Origin of the sequence: Armatimonas sp. (assembly GCF_043760365.1) — a bacterium.
Classification (GTDB): Bacteria; Armatimonadota; Armatimonadia; order Armatimonadales; family Armatimonadaceae; genus Armatimonas.
Map to the genome: position 1 here is coordinate 1 of NZ_JAYUPA010000585.1, position 12,690 is coordinate 12,690.

Here is a 12,690-nt window from a genome sequence, read left to right on the forward strand (position 1 = left end):
GGGAAACCGGCTAGCGGGCGCCTCTCGGGTTGATAATCCCCAGTGGAACGCTGCCGTTCTAGGTCACTTTTTCCATAGCGCCCAGTCTCTTGGACTGGCTCTCTCACTGGCGCAGAGCGCGGGAGTGGCTTCGTTTCGCCGATTAATTCAAAGTGCCCCAACCGCCGAACAAAAGAGCACCGCCTATGCTGTCTTCGCCGAGCGCTTCAATCTTTGGGGTGACAGGCTCGCGCATGCAACCGGTGGTGTCTTTATCGTCGCAGATCGGCTTCCCACAAACGCCATGGGCGTGGCGCTCGACACTGTGCTCGCGGACTTATCAGGGCGGATCGGGCGGCTTCCCTTTGGTCCTCATACGACGTCTCCGAGCAGCTGCGCTTTTCTCACCACGCTTATCGAGCCGTTCGTGGACACACAAAATGTCGGGGAGCTGGCAGCCTGGCTCCGTGCCCCGAATTTTGACGTGTTGCGCCCCCCGTTTACAACGGAAATGGCAAGCACCGTCCGGCAAGTGCTCGCGGCAGCGGCAGTTGAGGCGTTTGCCTGTACCCGAGCTCTCAGTAGCACGATGTATCTGCTTCTGCGCGTGGCGGCGTCCACCGTGCCAAACCCCAATAATGTGGTGGTAAGCGTCTTTGGGAGCATCACGGATAGCCTCCAAGCCAACCTCGCCGCTCTGACGACGTGCTTGAACACGCTGGAGCAAGCGCCCGAAGCAAGCCGCTCCCGCTCCCGCAAAGTTCGCTGTGACTTGCGCTTCCCAAACTACCAGCAGTGTGGGCTTGACGACAATATTGCCGAGCTGGAGTGTGATATCCGCAACGGTCGTGATCGGTGTGGTCAGATTCCCTCGGGGGATGGTAACTTCCCGCCCTCTGGCACTATCGAGCACGATCAGCTTGCTACTGCGGGCTTGAGTATCAGTCGGCTGACGGTTCCTACGGGGGGGATGCTTGTGTTCACTCGCAAGCGAGCTGTCGGGGATGCGGCGAGCCTTCGAGCGTTTCTCCAAGGGGATCGCGCTGCTCTCGCGTTGCCGCGCACATTCGACACACTCTCCCGAGCTACTGCTACACTCATCCATGAGTACTTCCAGCGAAACGCCACCAATCTCAGCCCCAGAGTGGATGGTGATGACTTGGTATTTACACGCTCCAGCTTTAGTTTACTTTTGCGACGAGAGGCCAACTCGAGTGTTGCTGTGATTCCTCAGATCACCGAGGCGCAGCTTTTGTGTAGCGGGCCGGGCTTTATTCCCATGCGTTCAACAAGTCCTAAGAACCTAACGCAAATGTCTCTTCCGGCGCTGATGCCACTTTCTGAACTCGGAAACGGAGTGAACTTCGATGTCCAATAAGATCCAAAAAAACGCACTCACACGCCGACGGTTTGTGACGCTTAGCGGCAATGCACTACTCGTGAGCGTGGTTACTGGTTGTGGGGGAGGGCATCCCAAAGATGCTGTTAGTGGGCGTGTTCGCCTGACTATCACCTGGCCGGATGCTGCTGATAGTGATAAAGCGGCCTCCCGCTATATTCCCGCCTATGCCCTAAGCCTCGTCTTCGAACTCTATAAACAAGACACTCCCAGCACGCGCTACACGCTGCTCGTAAACCGGCCCGACTCTAAACCCGCCACGCAGTCCGTGAGTTTTGCGGAGCTCTTGCCGATAGGTACCTATGTTTTAGCGGGCACAGCTCGGGGACTGAAAGATGGTTTTGGAAGTACGGTGGCCTCGGCACTTACCACGGTGGAGGTGCGCCCCGACGAAATCGGGTCGGCGCGCTTGACACTTGCATCCACGATTCGCACTATCGAGATTCTCGGACAGCCGCTCCAGCTCAAACCGGGTGAGAGTCTCACGCTTACGGGGAGGGCACTGGATCCGGACGGGAAGGCGGTGTTCCTGCCAGGGGGGGCACTTACCTGGCAGCTTGTCTCAGGCAGCGATTTTGCGAGCCTCTCCGCCGACGGGCTGCTCAGCGCCCGCGCGGCAGGGGTGGTGCGTGTCCGGCTAACTGAGACACAGGCCGCTGTCTTCGGTGAGGCCAATATCACCATTGATTCGGGTGTCCAGCCTGGTGGCGGCGTGGGGCTGGCACACACGACCTGGCCGATTGCTGGAGGAGACGGGCGTAACTCGGCGCGCGGCTCGGGCAGTGTCGCTCAGGGGAGCGTTCATTGGAGTATAGAGGTGGGCGGGTACACATCGCCCGTGGTGGGCACCAACGGCACTGTCTATATCGCGACACTTGCCGGAACCCAACTTGCTCTCAATCCGACAAGTGGCGCGACTCTTTGGAGCCACACCGTGTTTCCAAACAACGTGGTCGGCGGCGCGACGCTGCTCGGCGATGATGGGACGCTCTACACTTCCACGACATCAGGGATCTTCGCTCTGAATGCTGCGACGGGTCAGAAGATCTATCAAATCGACGGTACGTTTTCGTTCAATCCCATGCTCATTCCCATCAATCTTGGAGAGGATGGGATTTTATATGTGATGGACCGGAACGGAAAACTTCTCGCCTATGATACGAAGACGCGGAAGCTCCTTTGGTCCACCGTTGCCAGTACGGAGAGAAATTATGGTGTGATGACGCCCGCTGCGGGCACCGTCCAGACGTATTCTAGCGATGGCGGCGACTATCCGCAGGTGCGTAAGCTGGACCCACGCACGGGTGCGCTGGTCTGGGAACGCACGATTCAGGGCTACCGAACCCTCAGTGGCCCGCTGCTCACTCGCGACGGAAACACCGTCGTCGGAAACTACTACTACGGAAATCCACCGCCTCCCAATCGAGATCAGATGCACTGCATCAGCGCGGCAGGAGAGCATCTCTGGTTCGTCCAGCAGCGAGCGAACTTTGTCGCGGAAGGAGCGGACGGGGCGATCCTTGCCCTAGACAATGGGACCGGCATCACGGCCTACGATGCAACGACAGGGCAGCAGCGCTGGCGCACCCCGTTTGTTTCCAGCACGGACAATCGGACGTCGCCGGGTACTCTTCTGGTGGACGGGGCCAATACGCTCTTTACGGGAGACCGTAGCGGCAATCTCCTGGCGCTGAATGCCAGCACCGGTGCCATAAAGTGGCAATATTCCTTCGATGCTCTAATCGGCGGGGGATCTCTTAACCAACTGGGGCGCTTTGCCTTAGGAAGTGGGGGAAGGCTCTATTTGCTCGCTCGGGGGAAACTCGTCGCGTTTGAGTAAGTCTGCCGTCTAGGCAGACAATAACTTCGTTGTTCTTTGTGAGGGCGGATGACCGGGATTGAACCGGCTACCTCCAGAGCCACAACCTGGCGCTCTAACCAAATGAGCTACACCCGCCACGAATGCAGGGAGAATTGTATCGTGCTCTGTGGAGCTTCGCAAGGTTTTTTAGCTTCGCAAGTGTTCGCAGAACTCGACAATCACGCCATCGGGGTCGTGGCAGTAGCAGAGGCGTTTCTGGATGCCCTCGACAATCCGAAAGGGAACGGTGACGGGTGGGGAGACGAAGCGGACACCGGTTGCGCTGAGTGACTTGTACAGCCCATCGAGATCCGTGACTTCCAGTGCGAAGTGGCGTAGACCTTGTGTATGAGGCTGTGCATTGGGCGTGAGCGCCGCACCTTGTGGACTCAAGTACTGCAAGAGCTCCAGACGACAGCCGCCGCCATCGGGCACCACAAAGACGCAGTGGGCGCGGGCGTCGTTGCAGCCCGTCACTTCTTCCAGCCACGGGCCGTGAAGCGTGACTTCGAAGGTCTGGTGCATCCCGAGTAGGCCGACATAGAAATCCAAGCTGCGCTGCATGTCGGCAACGACGATATTTAAGTGGTTGATTGTCATGCGCATCTAGACGAGCTTGCGAAGTGCTTTCACGAAAACACTGGCCTGACGTGACATACCCAGATCCGTGGGATGGACACCGTCCACGGTGCCCTCGCCATCGTCGCCCCACGCCCCGCGCATCGGCAGATAGTGCAGATTCGGAATCCCTGAGCGGGTGAGCTTCTCGACGGCCTCACGGGTGAGCTTGCTACGCGTGGGCTCTGCGGGGTTGTCCAAAAACGCATCTCCGGCGCACAAAATCGGCGTGGTGGGGCGCTTCTCACGCAGGCGGCGTAGAAACGGCTCCATGCGCTCGCGCACTAAGTCCTCGCTCATGTTGCGGAGGCAGTCCAGCACAAACACCGATGCATCCAGCTCCCCAAGAAGTTCCGCCAAAGCCAGCTCCATCTTGCCATTGCCGGAGAACCCTAAGTTGATGTGCGCACGCTCCAGCGTGCGCGCCGTAATCGCGGTGAACGCCATACCGGGTCGGGAGGCGCACCCGCCCTGTGTAATAGATGTCCCGTAGAAGACAATGGGTTTTTGCGTGCGCGGTGGCGGTGGCAACAGAGGCATTCCCAACACCGTTCCTATTTCGATTCGTGCGGTGCTGTTGTAGAGCGGGAAGTAGAGAAGAAATTCGCGCGGCCCGCCACTTGCGCCCGGAAAGATCACCTGGTTGCCCACTTGCTGGCGTGGCTGTCCGACCCCCATAAAGCGCCAGCGGCTCTTCGCATCACGCCCGTACAAGTCCACGCCGGAAACCCCACTTGCGGGCATGTGCGGCATCGCGAGCTCGCCGCCCACGGACCAACGTACCCCAACCTGGGCACTGGCTGTAACGAATCGAAAGCACATCCCGGCGCTATGGTGCGCAAGATTCCACACCGACGGTGGGACGCTCGCCTGAGCGTGCGTGGGCAGGCGATCAAAAGGGGCGGCTGTTGTGGCCCAGCCCTTGCCCTCAGTATCCTCACTGCGCACGCTGCGCCACTCCAAGCTTTGCTGCTCCATACACCCTGCCTCCAGAAACATCAGCCCTAGAATAAATCTTCGTCGCTGCATTCGTTATGCCTCTCTTCACCAAATCATCGGGAAAATCCTGGAAAATCTTGTATATTGAAGTTGAGATGGATGAAGAGGAAAAACTGCCACCGCTCCCCACGACGGTACGGCTGAGTGCCCGCTACCGGGGGGCTCCCAAAGCGAGCCAGCACATGAGCCTGCGCCTGTTCATTGCCCTGATACTTCTGGTCTCCGCCATGGGCTGGCACGGCATCCGTACCATCGGGGAGTTTCTGTATCTGATGGATCAGCGCTACGCCCACCCGTCGCCCTCGCCCACTCCGGAGATTGAGATCCGCTTCGAGCCATCAACATCAAGGGCGAGCAAGTGACTCTCTGGAGGGTGGAGCTGTTGGGCGGACTTCGGGTACTGGGGGAGAATATCCTCATCACTCAGTTTCCTGCCCGTAAGGCAACCGCACTGTTGGCTCTGCTGGCGCTGCGTCCTGACCTGAACCAACCCCGCGAGGAGCTGGCCGCGCAACTCTGGCCCGATGCGCCGTTTGAGAGCAGTCGCAATAGCCTCAAACAGGCCCTTTCGCTGCTTCGTAAGCAGCTCGGCCCGATTTTTGAAGCGAGTCACTTCGGGATTCGATTTTGCCCGGGCGTGGTGCAGACCGATGTTGGTGAGTGGGAGGCGCTGATCCAGCAGGGGCGTTTGCGTGAGGCCGAGGTGCTCTGGCGGGGGGAGCTGCTGCCGGGGTACTACGAAGACGGGATTGTCACGGAACGGGAGCGGCTCAATGCGCTCAAAGACACTGCCTGCCCTGAGAATGTCCGCTGGCGTGAGCGGCAAGTGAGGCTTCCTCACTCCCTTACGCGCTTTGTGGGGCGTGAGGCGGAGCTGGCCGCTCTGGGGGATCTCTTCAAGACGGAGCGGTGGATCACGCTGATCGGGCCGGGGGGAATGGGCAAGACGCGCCTGGCAGTTCAGGCCGCACGCCAGCGAGATCTCGATGATCTGTATTTTGTCTCGCTGGTTGAGCTGCAGAGTGTTAGCCAGCTTCTTGGGGCAATTGCCGTCGCCGTGCAACTGCCTCTCACCGCAAGTCAAAACCCGCTGGAGGCACTCTGTGGTTTCCTGAAAGACTGCCCGACACTGCTGGTACTAGACAATGCGGAGCATCTGGAGACGGCGGCGCTTGCACCGCTCTGTCAGCTCCTCCTGAGCCGATTGCCACAGCTTCGTCTTGTCGTGACATCACGGCAGGTCCTCGGAGGGCAAGGGGAGTACCGTTTTGTGGTGCCGACACTGCCAGTTCGTGGGGGTGCGGTGCCGCTGTTTCTGGATCGTGCTCGCCGAGTGCGGCTTGATTTTCCTGATAGCATTGAGGTGGAACAGCTCTGTGCGCTCCTGGAAGGGATGCCCCTCGCCATCGAACTCTGTGCCGCTTGGGCTGGTGCGCTCTCTGCCACCCAGATGCGTGAGCGGCTGGAGCGAGGAGAGTTTGCCAGGCTCCTCACAGGCCGTGACACGACCCTACCCGAGCGCCATTGGAGCGTCGAGGCCGTGTTTCTCAGCAGCTACGAGCGTCTGACTCCGAGCCAGCAGGGGCTCTTGCGTGGCCTGACGGTGTTTCGAGGGGGCTGGACACTGGACGCTGTCGAGGCCATTTGTCCGACCGACGACACGCTGGGGGAGCTGCTCGCCCTCACCGAAGCGTCGCTGATTGTCTCCAGTGGCAGCGAGCGCTTCGAGCTTCTGGCGAGCCTACGCCGCTTCACGGTTCGCTTGAGTCCGCCTGAGGAGCAGCACGCTCATGAAGTCGCGCATTACGTTTGGTGCGCACAGACCATCGAGAGGCGTGAACGCGAGACAGAGGGAAGCTATCTCACGCGCTGCGACGCGGAGCTAGGAAATATTCGGCAGGCACTGGAGCGTGGATTTAGCTCTGGCGCTGCGGCTGCGGCCGCGGCGCTTTTGCTCGGGCTCCAGCTCTTTCTCAACCTGCGTGGCCACAACGCCGAGGCGACGCTCTGGCTGGAAAGAGCACTGGCCCTGCCTGGCTTGACTGAGACTGTCCGGGCGGAGCTGCGGATACATCTTGGGGCAATTCTGCTGGAGCAGCGCAACCAGCTTGTGGCAGAGGAGCACCTGAGCGAGGCACTGTTGCTGGCTCAGGCGGCCCAGCAGCCCGGCTTGGAGGCGCTGGCGCTGTATCATCTAGGGCGGTTCGCTGAGCTGCAGCGCCTCCCCGAGCTGGCACGAGAGCGCCACGAGCAAGCCCTTGTGATCCGTCGCCACGTAGACGATACAGCAGGGATTGCTCGCTCCTGCAATATGCTGGCATCACTTCTGATCCAGAGTGGAGAAATGGATAAGGCGGGGCCGCTCTTAGTGGAGGCGGAGGCAATGGCCCGCACTTCAGGGCGCGAGAGCATTCTGGCGGATATTCTCTACCAGCGTGCCCACTTCACCATGATGTCTGGAGATGCGCCAGGAGCCTTGACACTTTTAGAGGAGTGCCAGGAAAAAGCCCGCCAGCTTGGGCTACGCATGCTGCTGGCGCGTGTCACCCACAGCCTGGGGTGCACGGCGGAGGAGCTCGGCGATGAGCTACGCGCACGCGCCGCCTACTTGGACGCCGCTCGAATGTTTCACGCGCTGCGGGCCAAGCTGGGAACACACTTTCCACTTTGGTATCTAGCACGACTCTACAGCGCCTGGGAGGAGTGGGACATTGTGCTGCTCACGATGGGCAGCGCCATGACACTCTGGGAGGATCTCGCGCGGCCTCTATCTCCCGAGGATCAGGTGCTACTTGTCCAGCTCCGGTCACGCGCCGACGAAGCCCTAGGGGTGCAGCGTGCGGAGCATCTCTGGCAGCAAGGCCGCACTCTCTCCGTGGAGGAAATTCTGCTCCACGTCGAGGCTCGGCTACCGATCAAACACTCCCGCCGGGAGTTGTTAGCGTAAAATCTCACTGCAAACTTTTACGATTTTTTTACCGCCCCACGCTAAGCTGTGTCCATTCCAATCACGAACACGAAAAGGATACAGAAAAATGAAACGACTTTCTCTAACCGCCCTCACGCTAGGGCTGTTCCTACTTGGTGCTACGGCACAAGCCCAGACTTTTAATGCAACTACAGACTTCTCCAGTACGAATGGTAACCCCAATGGGCAATGGAGCTATGGGTTCACCACGACTTTGGGGGGAGCGCTCACTCTCTTTGATACGGCAGACTCTTCCCCGACACTACCACGTTGGACACATAGTATAGTTCAGAACTCAGGCACCCCTACGATTTTGCGAAACAACACAGGAGTCCCCGTCAACGGTGTTCCAACAGGTTTTTTGTTGGTGCACCCTGGGTCTTCTGAGTATTTCGTGCTGCGCTTCACCGTTCCCAGCACCGCCAACTACAGCATTTTAGCGCAGGGACTGGTGGGCGATATTGGCGATACGGATCTGAGTGTCTTGCGAAATAGCAATGCCGGAGTACCGCTGTTTTTTGCCCCAACCACGAACACAAATCCCACTTTTAGCTCCACGCTGGCCCTCACAGCAGGTGACACTGTTGACTTTGTTGTGGGTAATAAAGGCAGCTTTTTCGCTGACAGCACGGGCGCTGTTTTCACGCTCACAACGGTCGGGGGAGCTTCTGCTCCCGAGCCGGGTAGCATTGCTCTGTTCACCACGGGGGGGCTGATTTGGATCATCCGCCGCCGCCAAAACGCGTAAAGTAAACACATAGGAAACGAAAATCACGACCACGGATACGTCAGGAGAAACCACGACGACGACCACCACCACTACCACGACAACGTCGAATATGACCGCAGGCGGAAGTGCACCGGGGCAGTGGTTCGGCTTCACTGAGCTTCAGAAGAACCCCAGCGCGGGGATGTCTTACGATAAAATTGATAATCACGCGGACGTGAAACGGACCACGGGAAATACCAAGAGAGTGACCTACGATATTGTCCGCAAGACTCTGATTGATGTTATCCGAACGGAGACCACGGGCAAAGAACTCTCTGTGCCCCTTGTTTTTAGCGCAAAGAAACTCACTCTCACCACCAAAGATATTCCCGGCACGAATGGCCAGTCTGTAATGGATGTCCAGGTGAAGGCGGAGGGACGGGAACTCTATCACTTTACGGCGTCAGTTTCCCAAGGAAAGAAGCCAACGTTCAGCAAAGACGTGACCTACTCTAAACTCAAAGAGGACAAAGATATTCTGGAAATTGACAATCTCAAAAAAGACCTTCAGGTTCGGCTGCCAGCCGGCAAGTCCAAGCTCCGGCTAGAGGTAATTGTCACCACGCACGGTATCGGTCAGCGCCTCTGATACGGTAAAATCTCGTCATGGCTTCCTCACGTACCATGCCTCTCTCGCGTAAAACGTTATTGCTCGGTAGCGCCGGACTTACTCTCACCGGTTGTGGTGGCGGCACTCCCATGGATCCTGCCACGCTGCCTCGTGTTCGCCCTCGTGTGACCATCAAGTGGGCCACAGCAACCCGCGCCCTGGAAGGCCCGGCATCGGCCAACTACGTGGAGATTCGCGTCCGCTCGCTCGTGCTACCGGAGCTAAGTGTCTCCATAAACCGAGCGCGGCCGGAACCGCCTGCCACCATTGGTGTCGAGCTTCCCCTGGAGCTGCCTTTGGAGCTTCCCGTAGGGGCGGTGGAGCTGACGGTTCGCTTCTACTACGCCAACAACCCCACGTTTGGCTGGAGTGACTCTAGCAAGATCCTGGTTGCGGTGGCGCTGGGGCAGGTGGAGCTCAAGGCACCTGGTGGCACGCTCCCGGATGTCGCTGTGGAGGGGTTTCTCGCCTCGGTCGCCGTCACGCCCGGGCAGGGAATCCCTTTGGAGGGAACCCGCGAGCTGGCCTACACGGCACGAGATCGCGATGGCAATCTCCTGGCGATGCCCAGCGCTCTCGGGGTGTTTGAGGTCGTTGAGGGGCAAGATGTCTTGCAGCGGGAAGCCGCTCCGGGGATATTTCGTGGCCTTCGTGTGGGAACCGCAAAGGTACGTGTGCGGGTTGATGGGATAGTGAGCGTCCCCACATCCGTGGATGTCGCCTGGTTGGTGCCGTTCCAGGATGGTTTTCGAATGAGCCAGCTTCCGCTCAAAGAGCTCGTCTGGGACACCGTGCGCCGCGTCTTCTGGGGGGTGCGCGGGGAGAAACAGGATCAGATTGTGGCTCTGGATCCTACCCAGAGCGGCCTGGGAGCAAGTGTCACCGTGGCCGGTGGGGTGCGGGACATCGTGCTGACACCCGATAGCCAGGCACTCTATTTTTACGCGGTGGGGCAGAACGCCATCCGGCGGCTAACCCTCGACGACATGACCCTGCGAGAGAGCCTGACGGTGCCGACGTTTGAGGTCGGGGGAATCGTTGAGCCAGGGTTCTGGCCGCTTCCAGGGGCATCGAACCGTGTCATGGTCGCCTGGTCGTGGAACGGGGGCTCTAAACGCGACGATGTCCGTATCTTCGATGGCACGGTGGCGCGGCCAAAGACACTGCAAGTGCTCCAGGCAGACCTGGGCAATGTCAACGGGATCAGCGCCGATGACGAGGGGCGGCTGGCCTACATTTCCTCCGTGAGCTCCGGCTATCGCGTGGAAATAGGGCCGGAGGGCTTTGGGGAGGGAACTCTGGTCAACTGGCCGCTGGGAACCTACGACCAGGGGCTGCTCTTTGGCGTCGCCAGCATCTACGATGCCGCAACCGGAGCCGAACTCAAGAGTCGTCCCTTTGGCGGATCTTCCGTACCCCAGGATCGTGTGGCACGAGGACGGCCCTACCTGCAGATGGAGGGGGATGGTTTTATGGGGGCGCTCAAGGGGATTGACCGCAGCGCGTTTGTCGAGCGGGGGCGGCTGGTGCTACCCTACACCCAGAGCATCACCTACCACTACTACAGTAACCGATACTTCCCCTGGGGCGAGCGGGGAGTGGCGCTCCTCCTGGATCGGTACACCCAGATTAGCCTGCTCGTCCACGATGCGATGCCGGGCTGGTAGGATGTGATGCCGGTCTGGTAGAAAGGCGAGGGGCGGGTACAATAAGGCATGAAGAACCTGACTCTGGTGCGGGACATGCACCAGCCCAACCCGTATGACTTGACCGCTCGCGCCAATGCGATTGACCCGTCGCTGGACTTAGTCGCGGAGATTCTCACGCTCAAAAAAGAGAAAAACGCGGTTATTTTAGCCCACTACTACCAGGACTCCGAGATCCAAGACCTCGCGGACTTTGTGGGCGACTCGCTGGCACTGGCGCAGGCGGCGGCCAAGACCGAGGCGGACTGCATTGTGTTCTGCGGTGTGCACTTCATGGCGGAGACGGCAAAGATCCTCAACCCCAGCAAGCCCGTCTATTTGCCAGACCTAGATGCAGGCTGCTCGCTCGCCGATAGATGTCCCGCCGATGTGTATCGCGAGTGGCTGAAACAGTACCCAGGGCACTATGTCGTCAACTACATCAACTCGTCGGCGGCAGTCAAAGCGATGAGCGATTTAATTGTGACCAGTAGCAACGCCGCGCAGCTCGTCGCTATGATCCCCAAAGACCAGCCGATTGTCTTTGGCCCGGATCGGCATCTGGGCAAGTGGGTCGAGAAACAGACAGGCCGGGAGATGATTCTCTGGCCAGGCTTCTGCATCGTCCACGAGCAGTTCAACGCCCGCCGCCTCGCGCTTCTCATCAACGCCCACCCCGACGCCACCGTGATCGCCCACCCGGAGTGTGAGGAAGCGGTTCTGGACAAAGCCCACTTTATTGGCTCCACACTGGCGCTCCTCAACTATGTCAAAACGCACCCCGAGCACAAGAAGTTCGTGGTGAACACCGAGGTCGGGATTCTCCACCAGATGCAAAAAGCCCGCCCCGACGCCGAGTTTATCTGCGCCCCGCCCAACTCCGGCTGCACCTGCGCGAGCTGTCCGTACATGCGCCTGAACACGCTGGAGAAACTCTACCTCTGCCTCAAAGACGGCCAACCGGAGCTTCAAATGGACGAGGCGCTGCGCCTGAAGTCCGAAGTTCCGCTCCGGCGAATGCTAGAGTGGAGCGCAAAAATCCAGCCGACTGCGCCAAACAAGTAGGAGAGACGATGCAACTTAAACTGCCTACCACGGTTCGTGGTTTCCATGATTACTACAAGCTCACCGCGATTCCCAAGCAGCTTGTTGAGGCGTTTGGGTATGGTTTTGAGGTAGATCACTTGGTCTTGCCACTCGCTGATGATACTCTTATCTGGCTGCCAAGCTTGCAAGAGAGATTGGAGTACTCGCTGCGTCACTTTGGGTTTGGGACGGAGACACCACGCCGCGAGTTTGTGATTGCTCCCATACTGAGCGAAGTGGCACGCTATATTCACGCCGACATTTTCTCTGAATTTGTACTTCAGGTGAACAGCCAGCTTAAAGGAGCACTTGATTATCTTGTGCAGTCTAAGAGTAATTTGATTGTCGTGGAGGCCAAGCAGGCAGACACGGCACGGGGCTTTAGCCAGCTCTGTGCCGAGATGATTGCAATGGATCAATGGACGGACTCTATGGCTGAGGTTCTCTATGGTGCAGTTTCTATCGGAGATATGTGGCGCTTTGGGCGGCTGGATCGCAAGCAGAAACGTATTGTGCAAGATGTGGGAGGTATCCTGGTGCCAGATGACACCGAGAAACTGGTTCGGGTGCTGATTGCAATCCTGCGAGGCGAGACGGTATGAGTTTTCGCCAACAAAAAGATCCGGCGGCGGGGCGCTACGAGACGGGCCAGCGCTTGCGGCAGTTTGAGATACTCTGGGAGACGGCTAGCGCGGAGAAGAAGCGCCAAGTCTTGC

General features: G+C 59.0%; 11 protein-coding genes and 1 tRNA gene. 9 read left to right on the forward strand and 3 right to left on the reverse strand.

The window, feature by feature from the left end; all coding sequences use genetic code 11:
- A partial coding sequence (locus ACH2EH_RS13295) for a hypothetical protein (RefSeq protein WP_395142420.1) occupies positions 1 to 1,357 on the forward strand: 1,357 nt, incomplete at its 5' end.
- Positions 1,347 to 3,218 carry a PQQ-binding-like beta-propeller repeat protein gene (locus tag ACH2EH_RS13300; protein WP_395142422.1) on the forward strand — a complete coding sequence of 624 codons (1,872 nt, stop codon included), beginning with the start codon at positions 1,347 to 1,349 and terminating at the stop codon, positions 3,216 to 3,218. The genes ACH2EH_RS13295 and ACH2EH_RS13300, both read left to right, overlap by 11 nt.
- A gap of 43 nt (positions 3,219 to 3,261) precedes the next feature.
- Here the strand turns inward: ACH2EH_RS13300 and ACH2EH_RS13305 are convergent.
- The 3 genes from ACH2EH_RS13305 to ACH2EH_RS13315 form a co-directional block, all read right to left on the reverse strand.
- A tRNA-His gene (locus ACH2EH_RS13305) sits at positions 3,262 to 3,335 on the reverse strand.
- 51 nt (positions 3,336 to 3,386) lie between these two features.
- Positions 3,387 to 3,845: a VOC family protein gene (locus tag ACH2EH_RS13310; RefSeq protein WP_395142424.1), complete on the reverse strand. Its 459-nt coding sequence runs from the start codon at positions 3,843 to 3,845 to the stop codon at positions 3,387 to 3,389.
- Positions 3,846 to 4,886 carry an SGNH/GDSL hydrolase family protein gene (locus ACH2EH_RS13315; protein ID WP_395142425.1) on the reverse strand — a complete coding sequence of 347 codons (1,041 nt, stop codon included), beginning with the start codon at positions 4,884 to 4,886 and terminating at the stop codon, positions 3,846 to 3,848.
- Between the two features lie 47 nt (positions 4,887 to 4,933).
- On the opposite strand from ACH2EH_RS13315, the gene ACH2EH_RS13320 reads away from it, so the two are divergent.
- The 7 genes from ACH2EH_RS13320 (at position 4,934) to ACH2EH_RS13350 (ending at position 12,576) form a co-directional block, all read left to right on the forward strand.
- Positions 4,934 to 5,218 carry a hypothetical protein gene (locus ACH2EH_RS13320; protein ID WP_395142427.1) on the forward strand — a complete coding sequence of 95 codons (285 nt, stop codon included), beginning with the start codon at positions 4,934 to 4,936 and terminating at the stop codon, positions 5,216 to 5,218.
- The gene (locus tag ACH2EH_RS13325; RefSeq protein WP_395142429.1) at positions 5,215 to 7,803 is read left to right on the forward strand and encodes an AAA family ATPase; all 2,589 of its coding nucleotides are present in this window, start codon (positions 5,215 to 5,217) and stop codon (positions 7,801 to 7,803) included. Before ACH2EH_RS13320 ends, ACH2EH_RS13325 begins: the two co-directional genes overlap by 4 nt.
- 88 nt (positions 7,804 to 7,891) lie before the next feature.
- Complete coding sequence (locus ACH2EH_RS13330; RefSeq protein WP_395142431.1) at positions 7,892 to 8,572, forward strand: PEP-CTERM sorting domain-containing protein; 681 nt, start codon at positions 7,892 to 7,894, stop codon at positions 8,570 to 8,572.
- Positions 8,573 to 8,663: 91 nt separating this feature from the next.
- Positions 8,664 to 9,182, forward strand: coding sequence for a hypothetical protein (locus ACH2EH_RS13335; RefSeq protein ID WP_395142433.1), 519 nt, complete (start codon positions 8,664 to 8,666; stop codon positions 9,180 to 9,182).
- A 17-nt stretch (positions 9,183 to 9,199) separates the two neighbouring features.
- Positions 9,200 to 10,870, forward strand: coding sequence for a hypothetical protein (locus ACH2EH_RS13340; protein ID WP_395142435.1), 1,671 nt, complete (start codon positions 9,200 to 9,202; stop codon positions 10,868 to 10,870).
- Positions 10,871 to 10,990: 120 nt separating this feature from the next.
- Positions 10,991 to 11,953 (forward strand): quinolinate synthase NadA, encoded by a 963-nt coding sequence (gene nadA / locus ACH2EH_RS13345; protein WP_395142440.1) that lies wholly within the window; start codon positions 10,991 to 10,993, stop codon positions 11,951 to 11,953.
- Between the two features lie 8 nt (positions 11,954 to 11,961).
- Entirely contained in the window at positions 11,962 to 12,576 is a 615-nt protein-coding gene (locus ACH2EH_RS13350) for a hypothetical protein (protein ID WP_395142438.1), read from the forward strand.
- Positions 12,577 to 12,690 lie beyond the last annotated feature (114 nt).

Coding starts and splice junctions, on each gene's coding strand:
- ACH2EH_RS13335 (WP_395142433.1), top strand. CDS start 8,664: ATGACCGCAGGCGGAAGTGCACCGGGGCAGTGGTTCGGCTTCACTGAG.
- ACH2EH_RS13300 (WP_395142422.1), top strand. CDS start 1,347: ATGTCCAATAAGATCCAAAAAAACGCACTCACACGCCGACGGTTTGTG.
- ACH2EH_RS13330 (WP_395142431.1), top strand. CDS start 7,892: ATGAAACGACTTTCTCTAACCGCCCTCACGCTAGGGCTGTTCCTACTT.
- ACH2EH_RS13340 (WP_395142435.1), top strand. CDS start 9,200: ATGGCTTCCTCACGTACCATGCCTCTCTCGCGTAAAACGTTATTGCTC.
- ACH2EH_RS13350 (WP_395142438.1), top strand. CDS start 11,962: ATGCAACTTAAACTGCCTACCACGGTTCGTGGTTTCCATGATTACTAC.
- ACH2EH_RS13315 (WP_395142425.1), bottom strand. CDS start 4,886: ATGCAGCGACGAAGATTTATTCTAGGGCTGATGTTTCTGGAGGCAGGG.
- ACH2EH_RS13310 (WP_395142424.1), bottom strand. CDS start 3,845: ATGCGCATGACAATCAACCACTTAAATATCGTCGTTGCCGACATGCAG.